Origin of the sequence: Bradyrhizobium sp. CCBAU 65884, assembly GCF_028128835.1 — a bacterium.
GTDB lineage: Bacteria > Pseudomonadota > Alphaproteobacteria > Rhizobiales > Xanthobacteraceae > Bradyrhizobium > Bradyrhizobium ottawaense.
Map to the genome: position 1 here is coordinate 49159 of NZ_LBJU01000111.1, position 17082 is coordinate 66240.

Below are 17082 nucleotides of genomic sequence, written 5' to 3' on the forward strand. Positions count from 1 at the left end.
AGTGTGGCCGCTCATCCTTCGAGGATCCCCGTGCGATGCTTTGCATCGCACGCCTTTGCAGACAACGGCTTCGCCGTTGCGCGGGGATGACGGTCTGAATTATGCCGCGTTGATAGCTGGCGGCAGCCTTACGCCCGCTGCACCCCGATCACGCGGCCCTTCTCGATCGCCAGCGCCAGCTCGCCGCGCTTGAGCTTCAAGGCGGCATCGCCGAACAGCTCGCGGCGCCAGCCGCGCAAGGCGGGGACGTCGGCTTCGTCGTCGGCTGCGATCTCTTCGAGATCGTCGACGGTGGCAATCACCTTGCTGGCGACCGCATGCCGCTCCGCGGTCATGCGCAGCAGCACCTTCAAGAGCTCGACGATGGCGGCGCCATTGTTGTTGTTGCGCGGCTTCTCCAGCTTCGGCAGCGTCGAAAAATCCCGCGCCAGCCCGCGCTCGACCGCGGCGACGATGTCCGCGCCCCATTTGGATTTCTCAAAACCCTTCGGCACCGAGCGCAGATGGGCGAGCTTCTCGAGCGTGTTCGGCGCGTGGGTCGCGATATCGCTGACGGCCTCGTCGCGCAGCACGCGGCCGCGCGGCACGTCGCGGCTCTGCGCCTCCTGCTCGCGCCAGGCGGCGACCTCCATCAGGACCGCGAGATCCTTCGGCTTGCGCACGCGCGTCTTCAGCCGCTCCCAGGCGCGCTCGGGGTGGAAGTCGTAGGTCCGGGGCGAGGTCAGGACCTCCATCTCGATGGAGACCCATTCGCTGCGGCGGCGCTTCTTGAGGTCGGCATCGAGCGCTGCGAACACGTCGCGCAAATGCGTGACGTCGGACACGGCGTAATGCATCTGCTCCTTGGTCAGTGGCCGGCGCGACCAGTCGGTGAAGCGGTGGGTCTTGTCGGGGCGGTGGCCGGTGACTTTCTCGACCAGCGCGTCGTAGGCGATGCTGTCGCCGTACCCCAGCACCATCGCGGCAACCTGGGTGTCGAACACCGGATGTGGGATGATGTTGGCCTGGTGCCAGATGATCTCGATGTCCTGACGGGCGGCGTGGAAGACCTTCAGCACGGCCTCGTTGGCCATCAGCTCGAAGAACGGCTTGAGGTCGATCCCCTCGGCCAGGGTATCGACGACGACGGCTTCCTCGGCGCTGGCCATCTGCACCACGCATAGCAGCGGGTAGTAGGTGGTCTCGCGCAGGAACTCGGTATCGACGGTAATGACGGGGTGCTTGGCCAGCCGGCTGCAGGCAGCCGCGAGGTCAGCGGTGGTGGTAATCAAATCCATGAACGGCCCATGACACTTGATATCAGCCGTTCTGCCGAAAGCGCTGTGATGTCAAGGGGCTCGATGCGAATTCGAGCCTTGCATTTGGGTCGGAATCGCTTTTTCCGACGAAAATCCTATTCGTAGCGGACCCGGTGCGAGGATTTGCGGGCACAGGGCAACGCCACCACGACCACGCACATGGCGACCAATGCCAATCCCAGGAACTCGAAAACCAACAGATCCACGGCGAAATCTCCAGAAACATTGATAGATTTGTCGGGGGTGCGTTGAGGGTCTGTTAATTGCGATGGTTACCGGCGGTGCGGGCCGCCGGATGGTGGACGGGGGGTTAATACGGGCGGCCGCCTAAAACGAAATCGGCGCCCCGCATGACGGAGCGCCGATGGTCGTTGGCGATGCAGCGATCCTTACGGCAGCTTCAGCGACGTCTCCGCATTGTACGGCTTCAGCGTCTCATCCGCGGCCTTCTGGGCGGCGGCGAGGGCCTCCTTCGGCTGCTTCTTGCCGTTGAGGACCAGCATCACCTCGTCCTCCAGCGTCTTGCGCACCGGGACGGTCTTGTAGGTCGCAAACCAGGGCTTTGCGACATCGAGCTGCTCGACGGCGGTCTTGGCGTCCGGGTTCTTGCTCAGGAAGTCGACCATCTCAGGCGTCTTGTAGGCGGCCATGTTGGGCGCGAAATAACCGGTGGCGCGGCTCCACCAGCCGCTCTTCTCGGGCGAGGTCATCCACTTGATCAGCGTCCAGGCGGCCTTCTGCTTGTCGGCCTCGAGCCCGGCCGGAACGATCAGCGAGGCGCCGCCGATCGGCACGGCGTTGCGGACGTTGCGCGGGATGAAGGCGACCTTGTAGTTGAACTTGGCGTTGTCGCGCACGTAAGTGAGCGAGCCCGTCGACAGCATCATCATCGCAGCATTGCCGGAGATGAAAGAGGTGCTGACGGCAGGGCCGGGCGTGGCGCCGGGCGCATGGACCTTGTGCTTGGTGACAAGGTCGTTCCACCAGGTCAGTGCGCCCAGCATCGAGGGCGTGTCGTAATAGACCTCGCCGCCGAACTCCTCGTTGTAGTAGCGCCCGCCATTGCTCATGGTCAGCGTTTCCATCATCCAGCCGCAATAGTCATACGCGCAGGGAATCGCGATGCCCCATTGGGTCACCTTGTCGCCCTCGCGCTTGGTGAGCTTCTTGGCCCAGTCGGTGAGCTCGGCCCAGGTCTGCGGCGGCTTGTTCGGATCGAGGCCGGCTTCCTTGGCCTTGTCGGCGTTGATGTAGAGCAGCGGCGTCGAATTGTGGAACGGCACGCCGTAGACCGAGCGGTTGATCACCGCGTTGCCCTGCAGCGCGGGGAAGAACTGGCCGAGGAACTGCTCCTTGGTGGTGCCGTCGGCCTTGATCAGGGCATCGAGATTGGTGAGCTCGTTCTCGATCTGCATGTCGAGCAGGAAGTTGGCCGACATGATCACGGCGGACGGCGGCTTGCCGGCCTTGATCGCAGCGCGCGTCTTGATCAGCGTGTCGTCATAGGAGCCGGTGTAGACCGCGGTTGCCTTGACGTCCGGATGGGTCTCGTTGAACTCCTTGATCAAGGTGCCCATGTCGCGGGCGAGCTTGCCGTCGACGGGGACGGGGAAGAACAGATCAATTTCGGTCGGACCTTCGCCGGCGAGAGCCGGAAAGGCGAGGGCGCCTGCCATAGAGCCTGCCATGGCGAGGCCCAGCATGAGCCTGCGGGTAAACAGCATCGAGAAATCTCCTATTTGATGCCTGAGGTGACGAAAGAGCTGATGAAGCGTTTCTGGAAGATCAGGAAGGTGATGAGCAGCGGCGCGATCACCATCAGCGTGCCGGCCGCGATGGTGCCCCAGGCCTGGGTGCCTTCGGCGGTCTTGGTGAAGACGGAGAGCCCGACCGTGAGCGGCCGCTTGTCCGGCGAATTGATCACCATCAGCGGCCACAGAAAGTCGTTCCAGTGACTGGTCACGGAGATGATGGCGAAGGCCGAGAAGCTCGGCATCGACAGCGGCACGTAGATGTGGCGGATGCGCTGGAGCAGGCTGGCGCCATCGATCAGCGCGGCGTCTTCCAGCTCGGTCGGAATGGCTTCGAACGCCTGGCGCATCAGGAAGGTGCCGAAGGCGGAGGCGAAGAACGGCATCATCACGCCGGTGAGCGTGTCGTAGAGGCCGAGCTGCGCCACCAGCGACAGGTTCGGTACGATCAGCAGCACCGGCATCAGCATCAGCTGCATCAGGAACAGATAGAAGATCAGCGTCTTGCCGACGAAGGCGAGGCGCGCGAAGGCAAAGCCCGCCAGCGTGATCGTGGCGAACTGCACCAGCAAAATGCCGGCGCAGATGATCGTGGTGTTGAGCGTGTAGCGCGGGAAATCGCCGATCTCCCAGGCATCCCTGACATTGTCGAGCGTCGGCTTCAGGCTCGGCATCAACTCGGCCATGGCGTTGATGCCGTCGGAGGCCGGGCGCAGCGTCGCCACGACCATCCACAGGAACGGGATGAGCCAGACGATTGCGAGCAGCACGGTCAGCAGGAAGCCGAGCTTGGGCGTGATCTCGCCCCTTGTGGCGAGCGGGGCGTCCTTGTAGAGGGCGTCGATCAGCTTCATGGCCCGCCCTCGCGGTGGGCCATGGTGCGGAAGGAGAGCGCGGTGAGGCCCATCAGCGCGGCGAGCGTCAGCAGCGTCGCGGCCGAGGCCTTGCCGACGTCGTAATGCTCGACCGCCTGCTGGTAGATGTAGAACAGCACGAGGTTGGTCGAGTTCGACGGTCCGCCCAGGGTCATGACGAAGACGTGGTCGACCTGCGTCACCGCGTTGAGGATCGCGATGACGGTAACGAACAGGAAAGTGGGCTTGAGCTCCGGCAGGATGATGTGGCGCAGGCGCATGTAAGGCCCGGCGCCGTCGAGATGTGCGGCTTCCATCACGTCTTCGGGCACGGCCTGCAGGCCGGCGAGGAAGAACAGCATGTAATAGCCGGCGTTCTTCCAGATCGTGATGATCATGATCGCATAAAGCGCGATGTCGGGGTCGCCGAGCCAGTTCGGCAGCACCGGAAGCAGGCGGCCGATATAGTAATCGAGCAGGCCGACATTGGGCAGGAAGATGAACATGAACAGCGCGGAGGCCGCGACCATCGGGATCAGCACCGGCAGGAACAGCGCGGCGCGCAGCGCGCTGCTCACGGCATGGGTGCGCGACAGCGTCAGCGCGAACAAGAGCGCCAGCCCGATGCTCGGGATCGCCGTGCCGACGGCATAGATGAGATTGTTGACGACGGCGCCGGTGAACGCGGGGTCGGCCAGCACGGCGCTGATGTTGTCGAGACCGACGAAGCGGACCGGGGCCTTCGGCGTGGCGCGCTGGTAGAGCGCATCGACGAGCACGCGGCCCATCGCGCCATAGGTGAACAGCGCGAGGAAGACCAGCGAGGGCAGCAACAGGAGATAGGCGGGCAGCGAAGCTTTGAAGCGCGTGCCGAGGCGCTTCAGGACGTCCAGGCGCGGCGCCGCCGAGGTCGCGACCGGAAGAGCCGCGGGTTCGGCGAGGCTCATCTCACCGCGCCGGGAAATTGAGCGCATAGTCGCGGCCGTCCGTTCCCACGGGTGGTTCGAACGGGAAGCGCAGACTTTCGTCGAGGAAGTCGTGGCTGTGCACGACGAGATTCTCGTCGTCGATCAGCACGACGCCATAGGCCGGCGGCTCGTGGCTGGCGAGGTGCGGCGCGTTGGCGTCGAGCTCGAACCAGACCTGGTGGTTGGTGCCGCGCAAGGTCGAGAACGGGATCTTGCCGTAGCTGCCGAAGATGGGACGGTGTACATGGCCGAAGAAGAGATGGCGGATGCGGGCGCGATAGGGTGCGATCACCTCGGCAAATTCGGCGCTCTGCTTCAGCCCGATCTCGTCCATCGCATGGACGCCGATCGGGAAGGGCGGGTGATGCATGAACACGACGAAGAGCTGGTCGGCAGGCGCAGCCGCGAGCGTCTTCGCGAGCCAGTCGAAGCGCTTGGCGCACATCTCGCCGGCGTGGCTGGTCTCGTCCAGCGTGTCGAGGAAGACGAACAGGCCGTGCTCGGTGGTCCGCGTGCCCTGCACGAAGCCGTTTGAATCGCGCGGCGCGGCCTTCAGGCTATCGAGGCAAGTCACGCGCTTGTCGTGATTGCCGACCATCGCGATGTACGGAATCTTCAGCGCGGCCATCGCGTCGGCGAAATTGGCGTAGGACTCCGGCTCGCCCCAATGCGTGAGGTCGCCGGTCACGACCGCGAACGCCGCGTCGGACTGATGCTTGTTGATGTCGGCAATCGCAGCGTCCAGCCGGGCGCGCGGGTCGAGGCCATAGAGCTTCAAGCCGGGGTTTGCCAGATGCGTGTCGGTGATGTGGATGAATTTGAAGGGCATGGCGCGCTTTGTCGGGACGGTTGGAGGATGGGCGCTTCCGGCAAGACGACCCTGACAGGCGGTTAGAGGGCGTGTGTTTCAGTTTGATGACAGCGGTTCCTGCGTCCACAGTGCTCGCTTGGTAGGGTGGATTAGCCGAAGGCGTAATCCACCACAGTGAGCCAACTTCAAGTTGTGCTATCGGTGGGCGATGTCCGACTACCGCCGCGCATTCGTCCCGGGAGGATGCTGGTTCTTTACCGTGAACCTGCTCGATCGGCGGAAAGCTCTTTTGACCGACCAGATTGAGAGCCTACGAGACACGGTCGCCGCAACGCGACAGAGCCACCCCTTCGCAATCGATGCTTTCGTGGTTCTGCCGGACCATCTCCGCGCAATCTGGAAGCTGCCGTCGGGCGACGCCGATTTTTCGGTGCGCTGGCGCTTGATCAACTCTCGTTTCGCCAAAGCACTCCCGGTGACCGAGCGGCTGAGCGCTGTCCGTTTCTCACGGAATGAACGCGGCATATGGCAGCGACGGTTCTGGGAGCACCTGATCCGGGACGAGGCCGACTACGCCCGCCACGTCGAGTATTGTTATTACAATCCCGTCAAGCACGGGCATGTGTCGCGAGTCTGCGACTGGCCGTATTCGTCATTTCACCGCGATGTTCGTGCAGAACTGCTTCCGGAGGATTGGGAGACACTCAGTTCATCGGCGAGTTCGGAGAGCGGACGTGATAGCCGCGCCAATCTGTAGGGTGGATTGGCGAAGCGTAATCCACCTCTTTACTTTCCGGCTTCGAGAGAAGTGGTGGATTACGCCTTCGGCTAATCCACCCTACGCACCGGGTTTGTGGCTACGTCCCGCAGAACGTCTGCAACACCCGCTGGTCCGGCAGCGGTGGATCGGCATAGGCGGCGTAATCGGGCTGGTCCTCGAAGGGTTTCGCCAGCACCTTCACCAATTCCTCGAATGGCGCGTAATTGTCGTCGTTGACGGCGGCCTGGATCACGGCCTCGACGCGGTGGTTGCGCGGGATGAACATGGGATTGACGGCGTGCATGGCCGCCTGCCGCTCGGCGGCGCTCTGCGGCTCCAGCGCGATGCGTGCGCGCCAGCGGCTGGCCCATTCGTCGAAGGCTGCGGGCTCCATGAACTGCGCGCGCGCATCCGCACTGTCATCAACGGCGGCATGGCCCAAATTGCGGAAGCTGAGGGTGAAGTCGGCCTGGTTCTTGGCCATGGCATCTAACAGGTCCTGGATCAGCGCCTCGTCGCCGTCGCGCTCCGTGAACAGGCCGACCTTTTTGCGCAGGCCGGCTTGATAAGCCGCGCTGAACTGGTCTGAGAACGCGCCGAGGATGTCCTGGGCCTCCGCGACCGCCTTCTCCTGCTCGTCGGAGAACAGCGGCAGCAGGCATTCGGCGAGGCGCGTCAGATTCCACAGCGCGATACGCGGCTGGTTGGCATAGGCGTAGCGGCCCATCTCGTCGATCGAGGAGAACACCTGCGAAGGGTTGTAGGCGTCCATGAAGGCGCAGGGTCCGTAATCGATGGTCTCACCGGAGATGGAGCTGTTGTCGGTATTCATGACGCCGTGGATGAAGCCGACCAGCAGCCAGCGCGCGACGAGATCGGCCTGGCGCGCGACGACGCCGGCGAGCAGCGCATGATAGGGCCGCTCGGCGCCGACTAGTTCGGGATAGTGCCTGGCGACGACGTGGTCGGCGAGCCGGCGGATCGCATCGGTGTCACGGCGCACGGCGAAGAACTGGAAGGTGCCGACGCGGATATGGCTGGAAGCAACACGCGTCAGCACCGCGCCGGGCAGCGCGGTCTCGCGGATGACGTGCTCTCCGGTGACGACAGCGGCGAGCGAGCGGGTGGTCGGGATGCCCAGCGCATACATGGCTTCACTGACGATGTATTCGCGCAAGACCGGCCCGAGCGCGGCGCGGCCGTCGCCGCGGCGGGAGAACGGGGTGGGGCCCGAGCCCTTGAGCTGGATGTCGCGGCGGATGCCGTCGCTGTCGATGACCTCGCCGAGCAGGATGGCGCGGCCGTCGCCGAGCTGCGGCACGAACTGCCCGAACTGATGTCCGGCATAGGCCATGGCGATGGGATCGGCGCCGGCGGGAACCGTTTTGCCGGCCAGGATCGCCGCGCCCTCCGGGGTCTCCAGCAGGTCAGGATCGAGCCCGAGCTGGACCGCCAGCGGGCGGTTCAGCTTGATCAGCCGGGGGGCGGCGACCGGGGTCGGCGCGACGCGGGCAAAGAAGCTGTCCGGCAGCGCCGAATAGGAGTTCTGAAAGGGGAAATGCACCGTCATGGCCTCAAGATAGGGCTGGAACGCCTGATGGCAAAGGGATGAGCCCAGATTGGGCAAAATTGGGCGCTTCCGGCCCAAAACAGCCCGTTCCCTTGGTTGCCGCCTCGGGTCTCGTCGGGTAAACCCTGCCGCAATCTCGGACCGGCCATGACAGGCCGTCCGATTCGCTTCCTCCGACATCATTTTTGGGACGACCATGCATCGCTACCGGTCACATACATGCGGCGCGCTCCGCGAGAGCAACATCGGCGAGACGGTCCGCCTGTCAGGCTGGGTCCATCGCGTTCGCGACCATGGCGGCGTGCTGTTCATCGACCTGCGCGACCATTACGGCCTGACCCAGTGCGTGGTCGATCCGGACTCGCCGGCGTTCTCGCTGGCCGAGAAGCTGCGCTCGGAATTCGTGGTGCGGATGGACGGCAAGGCCCGCCGCCGCCCCGAGGGTACCGACAATGACGATCTGCCGACCGGCAAGATCGAGATCTACGTCACCGAGATCGAGGTGCTGGGCCCGGCCGGCGATTTGCCGCTGCCTGTGTTCGGCGACCAGGAATATCCTGAAGACATCCGCCTGAAGTACCGCTTCCTCGATTTGCGCCGGGAGAAGCTGCACCAGAACATCATGACGCGCGTCGAGATCATCAAGTCGATGCGCCGGCGCATGGAGGGGCAGGGCTTCTTCGAGTTCAACACCCCGATCCTGACGGCGTCCTCGCCGGAAGGCGCACGCGACTTCCTGGTGCCCTCGCGCATCCATCCCGGCAAGTTCTATGCGTTGCCGCAGGCGCCGCAACAGTACAAGCAGCTGCTGATGATGTCGGGCTTCGACCGCTATTTCCAGATCGCGCCCTGCTTCCGCGACGAGGACCCGCGTGCCGACCGTCTGCCGGGTGAGTTCTACCAGCTCGACGTCGAGATGAGCTTTGTGACTCAGGAAGACGTGTTCGCGGCGATGGAGCCGGTCATCACGGGCGTGTTCGAGGAGTTCGCGAGAGGAAAGCCCGTCACGAAGGGATGGCGCCGGATTCCGTTCGCCGAGGCGCTGCGTAAGTACGGCAGCGACAAGCCGGATTTGCGCAACCCCATCGAGATGCAGGACGTCTCCGAGCACTTCCGCGGCTCCGGCTTCAAGGTGTTCGCGCGCATGCTCGAAGACCCCAAGAACCAGGTCTGGGCGATCCCGGCACCGGGCGGCGGCAGCCGCGCCTTCTGCGACCGCATGAACTCGTGGGCGCAGGGCGAGGGCCAGCCTGGCCTCGGCTACATCATGTGGCGCGAGGGCGGCGAGGGTGCAGGTCCCCTTGCGAACAACATCGGGCCTGAGCGCACCGCTGCGATCCGCGCACAGATCGGCGTGAAGGAAGGCGATGCCGCCTTCTTCGTCGCCGGCGATCCCGACAAGTTCTGGAAGTTTTCAGGGCTCGCCCGCAACAAGGTCGGCGAGGAATTGAACCTCACCGACAAGGAGCGGTTCGAACTCGCCTGGATCGTCGACTTCCCGATGTACGAGTACAACGAGGATGACAAGAAGGTCGACTTCTCGCACAACCCGTTCTCGATGCCGCAGGGCGGCCTCGACGCGCTGCAGGGCCAGGACCCGCTCACCATCAAGGCGTTCCAGTACGACATCACCTGCAACGGCTACGAGATCGCTTCGGGCGGCATCCGTAACCATGTGCCGGAGGCGATGGTGAAGGCGTTCGAGATCGCAGGTTACGGCGAGCAGGAAGTGGTCGACCGCTTCGGCGGCATGTACCGCGCCTTCCAGTACGGCGCCCCGCCGCATGGCGGTATGGCCGCGGGCGTCGACCGCATCGTGATGCTGCTTTGCGGCACGAACAATCTGCGCGAGATCTCGCTGTTCCCGATGAACCAGCAGGCGATGGATTTGCTGATGGGCGCGCCGTCGGATGCGACCACAAAACAGCTTCGCGAGCTGCATGTGCGGGTGAACCTGCCGCAGAAGTGAGTGGTGCGTGCCCCGGACGCAGCGCAGCACGCAGTGATGCGCTGCGTCCGGGGCCCACATTTCGGCACAGCAGGCTTTCTCCCGGACGCGCAGCGTCACTGCGTGCCGAGGCGCGTCCGGGACACGAGAGCTACAATCCCGTCGACGCCTCGATCCTGAACTGCGCCAGTGCGCCCTCGGGGTCGCTTTGCGACAGCTGCATCAATTGCATCAGCGGCACCTTGGCGCGGGGCGTCAGCTTGACGGTCAGCGTCTGCCCTGACGTCTCGACGAAACCGGCGAGCGCATCGACCGCTATTTTCACGTCGCCATTGGCCCCTGTGATCTTCTCACCCTGCGCCCTGATCATCGCGACGATGGCGCCGCGTGCGGCGTCGCGGCTGACGTCCTGCATGCGCGCGAACTGCGCCACGACGAGATCGACCACGCCGCTGTCGCGCAGCGAGAGCTCGAACGTGCCGGTCTCGACCTGCGCCGCCTGGCCCATCGCCTGCACCGGGTCGGTCGTGAACAGGCTGCGCGGGACGTTGGCAAGCCCAAAGCGGGCCTGCGCCTTGGCGAGGTTGCCGAGATCGAGCGTGGCCGGCGCGAGCGCGAATGCGCCGGACGATTCCGTCCAGGCCGCACCGAGATCGAGGTCGATCGCGAGCTTGTCCACGCCTGCCATGATCAGCGGCCGCTGCGCCGGATTGGCGGGATCTGTCGGCGCGACCATCCTCACGACCAGATTGGCCTTGCTCGGAATCGATCCGACCAGTTGGCCCCAGTTCAGGCTGATCGTGTCGATGGTGACGAACTGCCGCGTATTCTTGTAGGGCGCCACCACGCCCTTGATCTCCGCGCCTTCGAGCACGCGGAACAGGCCGAGCATCTGATCGGGCGAGGGCGGCTGCCCGTGGCTGCTGAGCCCCGCCGCCCAGCGCATCAGGTTTGCCGCGCTGAACGATTTCAGCGCGAACCGCTCCATCTTGAACTGCCCTTGCGGCGAGGGCGTATCGACGCCCTCGACCGCGAACTCACCCTCCCGGTATCTGACGGCATTGATCCTGGCCATCCCTTGCGGCGTGCCCATGGATGTCTTGCCGACCTCGATCTTGCCGATGCGAAAGCCTTCATAGAACCCGGCGAGCTTCTCCATCATCTCGCGCGATTGTGCGACGGTCGGGACCACCGACCGGTCCGTCGGCAATAGCGCAATGATTTCGGCCGGCCGGAATTTTGACGGTTGCACCGCGATGTCCTCGAAGGTGATACCGTCGATGTCCATCCGAATGCCCTGGGCCGATTTGAGCACATAGGGGCCGGCCGAGATCTGGCGGTAGACGCGATGATAGCTGTCGTCGCCGGTCTTCTGCGGATCGAGCGCCGCGGCGATCGCGGTCGCGTCGAAATCGTTGACGACGACGTTGGAGAGGTCGCCGGTCAGCTTGTCCTGCTTGCCCGGTTGCGGCACGTCGATGGTGAAGACGGCGCGGTCCGCTTTCATTGCATCGATCTTGCCGCGCTTGAGATTCTGGATTGCCAGCCCGGAATAGGCGACCTCGCCGCTGCCGGCGGCGCTGCCGCTCGCATCGAAGGTCATCGTCAGCGTCGGAGCCGTGACTGACGATGCCGTGATGCTGGCGTACTGATCGAGTACATAACGGTAAAGCTCGATCAGGGATCCGCCCGTCGGCGCATTGCCGGCGTGAACGGGGCCGGCATAGTCACGCAAGGTGAGTTGCGGAATCTTGTAGGACGCCTTCAGCTTCGCGGCGCCGACCTGGTCCAGCGCGACTTCGAAACCCGTGACGTCGATGCTGTCGGCCGAGAAGCTGTTATCGTCGATCAGGCGAACGCCGGCGCCCTTGATGCCGGCAATCTTGATCTGCGCCTGCGGCTGCTCGCCGGGAGCGATCGTGATATCCTCGATCGTCAGCGTGCGCGTCCCAAGTTCGAACCCGATCTTGCCATGGCTCGCCTTGCCGCCGCCTGCGCGCAACTGCTCGAACGCCGCCTCGACCTCGCTCGTCGCCCGATGCTGGACGTAGAGGTTGAAGCCGATCCATCCGCCCGCGCCGAGTACGGCTGCCACGATCAGGCCGATCAGGATTCGCTTCATTCCCAGCTCCAGTTGCTCGTTTTGCACCGCGCAACCTGCCATATTCGCGAAACGCCGCGCGGTCCAGGGAAAGCTATGGTTTTCAAATATTTGACCGCGCGCCCTGTTGATGGGCGCGCAATCGGATGTTGCCACCGGGGCGCCCGGCGTGCTTCATCCCGTTTCCATGACCCGGAAATACGGTCCGCTTGGACAGCCGCTTTCGGATCGTGCATTTTTGAGGCCGGTAACGCGAGGCGAGACACCGCATGTCGTCCTATTCTGATGATCTCCACCAGGCGGCGCTCGCCTACCATCGTCTGCCGCGCCCTGGAAAGCTCGAGATCCAGGCAAGCAAGCCGCTTGCCAACCAGCGCGACCTCGCGCTGGCCTATTCGCCGGGCGTCGCCGCGGCCTGCACCGAGATCGCCAAGAACCCGGCGGAAGCCGCCACGCTGACCACCCGCGCCAATCTGGTCGCCGTGGTCTCCAACGGTACCGCCGTGCTCGGCCTCGGCAATATCGGCCCGCTGGCATCCAAGCCGGTGATGGAGGGCAAGGCCGTCCTGTTCAAGAAATTCGCCGGCATCGACGTGTTCGACATCGAGATCGCCGCCGACACCATCGATCGCGTGGTCGAGACTGTGGCGGCGCTCGAACCGACCTTCGGCGGCATCAATCTGGAAGACATCCGCGGACCGGAATGCTTCGAGATCGAGGCGCAGCTCAAGGAGCGCATGAAGATCCCGGTCTTCCATGACGATCAGCACGGCACCGCCATCATCGTCGCCGCCGCCATCACCAACGGCCTCAGGCTGAACGGCAAGAAACTGTCCGACGTCAAGATCGTGGCGTCCGGGGCAGGGGCCGCGGCGATCGCGACGCTCAATCTTCTGGTGTCGATGGGCGCGCAGCGCAAGAACATCTGGGTCTGCGACATCGACGGCCTCGTGCATGAGGGCCGCAACACCACGATGGACCGCTGGAAGGCGGTCTATGCGCAGAAGACTGACAAGCGGACGCTCGGCGACGTCATCGGCGGTGCCGACATCTTCATCGGTCTCTCGGCGCCCGGCGTGCTCAAGCCGGAGATGGCCAAGGCGATGGCCGACAAGCCGCTGATCATGGCGCTCGCCAACCCGACCCCGGAGATCATGCCGGAGAAGGCGCGCAAGGTGCGCCCTGACGCCATGATCTGCACCGGCCGCTCCGACTATCCGAACCAGGTCAACAACGTCCTCTGCTTTCCCTTCATCTTCCGCGGCGCGCTCGATGTCGGCGCCAGCGCCATCAACGAGGAGATGAAGCACGCCGCCGTCGAGGCCATCGCGCAGCTCGCGCGCGAGGCGCCGTCGGATGCGGTCGCCCAGGGTTTCGACACTGGCGAGACGCAGGGTTTTGGCCCGGGCTCGCTGATCCCGAGCCCGTTTGATCCCAGGTTGATTTTGCGCATCGCGCCGGCGGTGGCGAAGGCGGCGATGGAGTCGGGGGTGGCGACGCGGCCCATCACCAATTTCGACGAGTACACCGCGCTGCTCGAGCGCTTCGCCTTCCGCTCCGGCCTCGTCATGAAGCCGATGTTCGCCAAGGCCAAGACCCAGCCGGTGCGCGTGATCTACGCCGAAGGCGAGGACGAGCGCGTGCTGCGCGCCACGCAAGTGGTGCTTGAGGAGAACCTGGCGCGGCCGATCCTGGTCGGCCGTCCTTCGGTCGTGGAAGCGCGCATCCAGCGCTTCGGCCTCTCCATTCGCGCCGGCAAGGATTTCGACCTCGTCAATCCCGAGGACGATCCGCGCTACCGTTCCTACGTGCAGTCCTATGTCGAGGTCGCCGGCCGCAGGGGCGTGACGCCGGATGCGGCGCGCACGGTGGTGCGTACCAACAACACGGTCATCGCTGCGCTCGCGGTGACGCGCGGGGAGGCGGATGCGATGCTCTGCGGCGTCGAGGGCCGCTACATGAGCCATCTTCGCCATGTCCGCGAGATCGTTGGTTTTTGCCCGGGCATCAGCGACTACGCGGCGCTGGCACTGCTGATCACCAGCAAGGGCGCCTTCTTCATCGCCGACACGCAAGTTCGCCCCAATCCGAGCGCGGAGGAACTCGCCGAGATCGCTTCGCTCGCCGCGGTCCACGTTCAGCGCTTCAACATCAAGCCGAAGATCGCCTTCGTCTCGCACTCGGATTTCGGCAGCTACGACACCGATTCCTCGCGCAAGATGCGCCGCGCGACCCAGCTGCTCAAGGAAAAGCATCCGGAGATCGAGGCCGACGGCGAGATGCAGGGCGATACTGCGCTCTCCGCTGCCGCGCGAAAAATGGTGCTGCCGCATTCCAATCTCGAGGGCGAGGCCAACATCCTGATCATGCCGACGCTGGACACCGCCAACGTCGCCTATCAGATGATCAAGTCGCTGGCGGACGCGCTCCCCGTCGGCCCGATCCTGATCGGCCCGGCGCGCCCGGCGCATATCCTGACGCCGTCGGTGACGGCACGCGGCATCCTCAACATGACGGCCGTCGCCGTGGTCGAAGCGCAGGAGCGCGCGGCCCGGCAGCCGACGCTGTTTACGTAAGGGCGGACTGCCGCGTCGTCTTCGCCTCTCCCCGCGTGCGGGGAGAAGCCGGAATTTGCGATAGCAAATTCCGGGTGAGGGGGCTCTCCGCGAATCCAGTTCTCACCGTGATTGCGGAAGCGGCCCCTCACCCCAACCCTCTCCCCGTAAGAACGGGGCGAGGGAGCGCACCGCCCGAGCCTTGCAGGCTCAATCTTTTCAAAACAGTTCTCCATTTCCCCGTTTGTAAAGCGGCGCGCAACTCTTCATAATCCTTGCGCGTTCCGTGCTTAGCGCTTTGCCAAGAGGCCGATCATGCCAGCGTTCGTGACTTTCGGGCGAATCCTGTTCGCCGTGCTGTTCATCTACACGGGCGCGACCAAGCTCTTTGCCATCCAGGCGACGGCCGACTTCATCGCCACCAAGGTCGTGGTGCCCGACATCGTCGCCCCTTACGCCAAGCAGGTGGAGACGGCCACCGCCATGACCACGCCGCAGCTGCTGGCGATCGCGGTCGGCGCGCTCGAGATCATCGCGGGGCTGATGATCGCGCTGAATTTCGGCGCGCGGTTCTTCGCGATGCTGCTGATCGTCTATGTCGCGGTCGCGACCGTGCTGTTCGACGATTTTTGGAACCAGGCGCCGCCCGACAACGCGAAGATGGTGGTCGACGCGCTGAAGAACCTTTCGATCATCGGCGCCTTGTTCATGATCATGGGATACGGCCGCACCACGCGTCCGGCCGAGGCGGCGTACGGGGACGTCTGACGGCCTACGTTCGGCGCCAGGGTGTCACAGTCACCTCATGCGCCGCGTCGAGCAGATACGGCGCATCAGGCTTCATCCCGTGCGACGCCAGCACCTCCTGCGGCGTCCGCGCCGGCACGCCGACGAAGCAGCCTTCGCCGCCGGGCAGGCGCACATGCGGGGCTTCCGACAGCCAGAAGGTATCGTAGCGGCCCATGAACATCTCGAACACGGCGGGGCCGCCGATGATGGCGACCATGCCGGAGGCGACATCGGCAAAGGCGCAGGCCTCCTCGAAGCTCGCCTGTTTCGGATTCCACAGCGTTGCGTTCGGCATCTCCGGATCGACGGTGAGCGCCTTGATCTTGCGGGTCAGGATCAGCCGCTTGCGCTTCGGCGAATTCGGCTGCTGCTCATGCGAGTTGCGGCCGTGCACGATCAGCGCGGCGCGATCGAGCGCCTGCTCGAAGAACAGCTTGTCGCCGTCGAACTTCAGGCTGTCGGGCATGACGTGGCCGGCGTCGGCGAGCATGCCGTCCGCCGAGACGATGACGTAGCCTTCGATACGGAAAGACAATTGCCGTCTATTCGGAAACGGTCGTCACCACGGAATTGACCGGGCGCTGGCTCACCGTCGGCAGCTTGGCGTCCTTGAGCAGCTCCTGGTCGTACTCCGGCAGCGACGAGGCCGGGAATTTGGCCCGCATCGCCACCACCTTGTAGCCGCCCGCCTTCAGGCGCTTGAGCAACTCGGGCAGGGCCTCCGCCGTGTGCTTCTGGAAGTCGTGCATCAGGATGATGCCCTTGCCCTTGGTGTCGAGCTTCTTCATCACGGTCTCGACCACCTTCTCGGGCTTGGAAGCCTTGAAGTCGAAAGAGTCGATATCGCAGGAGAAGATCGCGGTGTTGCGGTTGCCGAGATAGGTGACCATCTCCGGCGGATGCTGAAGCGCCGGGAAGCGGAAGAACGGCGAGGGCGAGATGCCGCCGAGCGCCCACTTCACCGCGGACAGGCCCTTCTCGATCTCTTCCTTGCGCTGCGCTTCGTTAAGCTTCTTGTTGTTGAGATTGGCGTGCGACCAGGTGTGGGTGCCAACGGTGTGGCCGGCGTTGTAGACCTGCTTCAGGATCTCCGGCTCATAGGTCGCGTGCTTGCCGATCGAGAAGAAGATGCCGGTGGTGCATTCGTCGGCGAGCGCCTTCAGCACAGCGGGCGTGTTCTTGGGCCAGGGGCCGTCGTCGAAGGTCAGCACCACCTCCTTGTCGCGCAGGAAGTCGAGCTCCTTGAAATGCTCGAAGCCGAAGCCCGGACCGCCCGTGGTGTCGATCTCGACGGTGCGGGCGACACCGAGCGCGCCCGGCGTGTTGCAGGCCGCGCGGGCCGGCTGCGGCGCCTGCTTGGGCGGGGGCGGATTGACGAAGCCTGCCGGCGCGGCGGCTGTGGCAGGAGCTGCCGGCGGAGCGGCAGCGGCCGGCGTCGCCGCGGGTGCGGCTTGCGTCGCAGCTGCGGGCTTTGCGGCCGGGGTCTGCGACCATGCTGCGCCGGTCATTGCAACCGACATCGCGCTTGCCAAAATCAGTCCTGCCGCCACACGCATGGTGTTGTCCTCGAGATTGATCCCGTTGTTCCGCCGCTGCTTTTCGCCCCCGGCAAAAACCGTCCTGCCCCAAACGATCCTAGCCTAGATGGTGGGCCATCGCCATTGCAACGGCTGTTTG

Annotated in this window: 13 protein-coding genes; 4 read left to right on the forward strand and 9 right to left on the reverse strand. The window is 64.6% G+C overall.

Going from position 1 to position 17082, the window contains the following annotated elements; translation table 11 throughout:
• Positions 1-128: 128 nt before the first annotated feature.
• The 5 genes from rnd to XI03_RS14720 form a co-directional block, all read right to left on the reverse strand.
• Complete coding sequence (rnd, locus tag XI03_RS14700) at positions 129-1277, reverse strand: ribonuclease D (protein WP_028144978.1); 1149 nt, start codon at positions 1275-1277, stop codon at positions 129-131.
• 410 nt (positions 1278-1687) lie between these two features.
• On the reverse strand, positions 1688-3022 hold the full coding sequence (locus XI03_RS14705; RefSeq protein ID WP_271592509.1) for an ABC transporter substrate-binding protein: 1335 nt from the start codon (positions 3020-3022) through the stop codon (positions 1688-1690).
• Between the two features lie 11 nt (positions 3023-3033).
• Entirely contained in the window at positions 3034-3903 is an 870-nt protein-coding gene (locus XI03_RS14710) for a carbohydrate ABC transporter permease (protein ID WP_271592510.1), read from the reverse strand.
• Positions 3900-4850 (reverse strand): carbohydrate ABC transporter permease, encoded by a 951-nt coding sequence (locus tag XI03_RS14715; protein ID WP_271592511.1) that lies wholly within the window; start codon positions 4848-4850, stop codon positions 3900-3902. Before XI03_RS14715 ends, XI03_RS14710 begins: the two co-directional genes overlap by 4 nt.
• Position 4851: 1 nt before the next feature.
• Complete coding sequence (locus tag XI03_RS14720) at positions 4852-5700, reverse strand: phosphodiesterase (RefSeq protein ID WP_271592512.1); 849 nt, start codon at positions 5698-5700, stop codon at positions 4852-4854.
• Between the two features lie 190 nt (positions 5701-5890).
• Here XI03_RS14720 and XI03_RS14725 point away from each other — a divergent pair, with 190 nt between their 5' ends.
• Complete coding sequence (locus tag XI03_RS14725; RefSeq protein WP_271592513.1) at positions 5891-6439, forward strand: REP-associated tyrosine transposase; 549 nt, start codon at positions 5891-5893, stop codon at positions 6437-6439.
• Between the two features lie 100 nt (positions 6440-6539).
• Here the strand turns inward: XI03_RS14725 and XI03_RS14730 are convergent, their stop codons facing one another.
• On the reverse strand, positions 6540-8012 hold the full coding sequence (locus XI03_RS14730; protein ID WP_271592514.1) for a protein adenylyltransferase SelO: 1473 nt from the start codon (positions 8010-8012) through the stop codon (positions 6540-6542).
• A 196-nt stretch (positions 8013-8208) separates the two neighbouring features.
• Between XI03_RS14730 and aspS the strand changes: the two genes are divergently transcribed.
• On the forward strand, positions 8209-9981 hold the full coding sequence (gene aspS, locus XI03_RS14735; protein WP_271592515.1) for an aspartate--tRNA ligase: 1773 nt from the start codon (positions 8209-8211) through the stop codon (positions 9979-9981).
• Between the two features lie 130 nt (positions 9982-10111).
• Here aspS and XI03_RS14740 read toward each other — a convergent pair whose 3' ends face one another.
• Complete coding sequence (locus tag XI03_RS14740; RefSeq protein WP_271592516.1) at positions 10112-12082, reverse strand: hypothetical protein; 1971 nt, start codon at positions 12080-12082, stop codon at positions 10112-10114.
• A 248-nt stretch (positions 12083-12330) separates the two neighbouring features.
• On the opposite strand from XI03_RS14740, the gene XI03_RS14745 reads away from it, so the two are divergent.
• Both XI03_RS14745 and XI03_RS14750 read left to right on the forward strand, forming a co-directional pair.
• Entirely contained in the window at positions 12331-14637 is a 2307-nt protein-coding gene (locus XI03_RS14745; protein ID WP_271592517.1) for an NADP-dependent malic enzyme, read from the forward strand.
• A 294-nt stretch (positions 14638-14931) separates the two neighbouring features.
• Positions 14932-15384, forward strand: a complete 453-nt coding sequence (locus XI03_RS14750) for a DoxX family protein (RefSeq protein WP_028144968.1) — start codon at positions 14932-14934, stop codon at positions 15382-15384.
• A 4-nt stretch (positions 15385-15388) separates the two neighbouring features.
• Here the strand turns inward: XI03_RS14750 and XI03_RS14755 are convergent, their stop codons facing one another.
• The gene (locus tag XI03_RS14755; protein WP_271592518.1) at positions 15389-15940 is read right to left on the reverse strand and encodes a dihydrofolate reductase; all 552 of its coding nucleotides are present in this window, start codon (positions 15938-15940) and stop codon (positions 15389-15391) included.
• A 7-nt stretch (positions 15941-15947) separates the two neighbouring features.
• A complete protein-coding gene (locus XI03_RS14760) occupies positions 15948-16961 on the reverse strand; it encodes a polysaccharide deacetylase family protein (protein ID WP_271592519.1) in 1014 nt (337 codons plus the stop codon).
• Between the last annotated feature and the right edge of the window lie 121 nt (positions 16962-17082).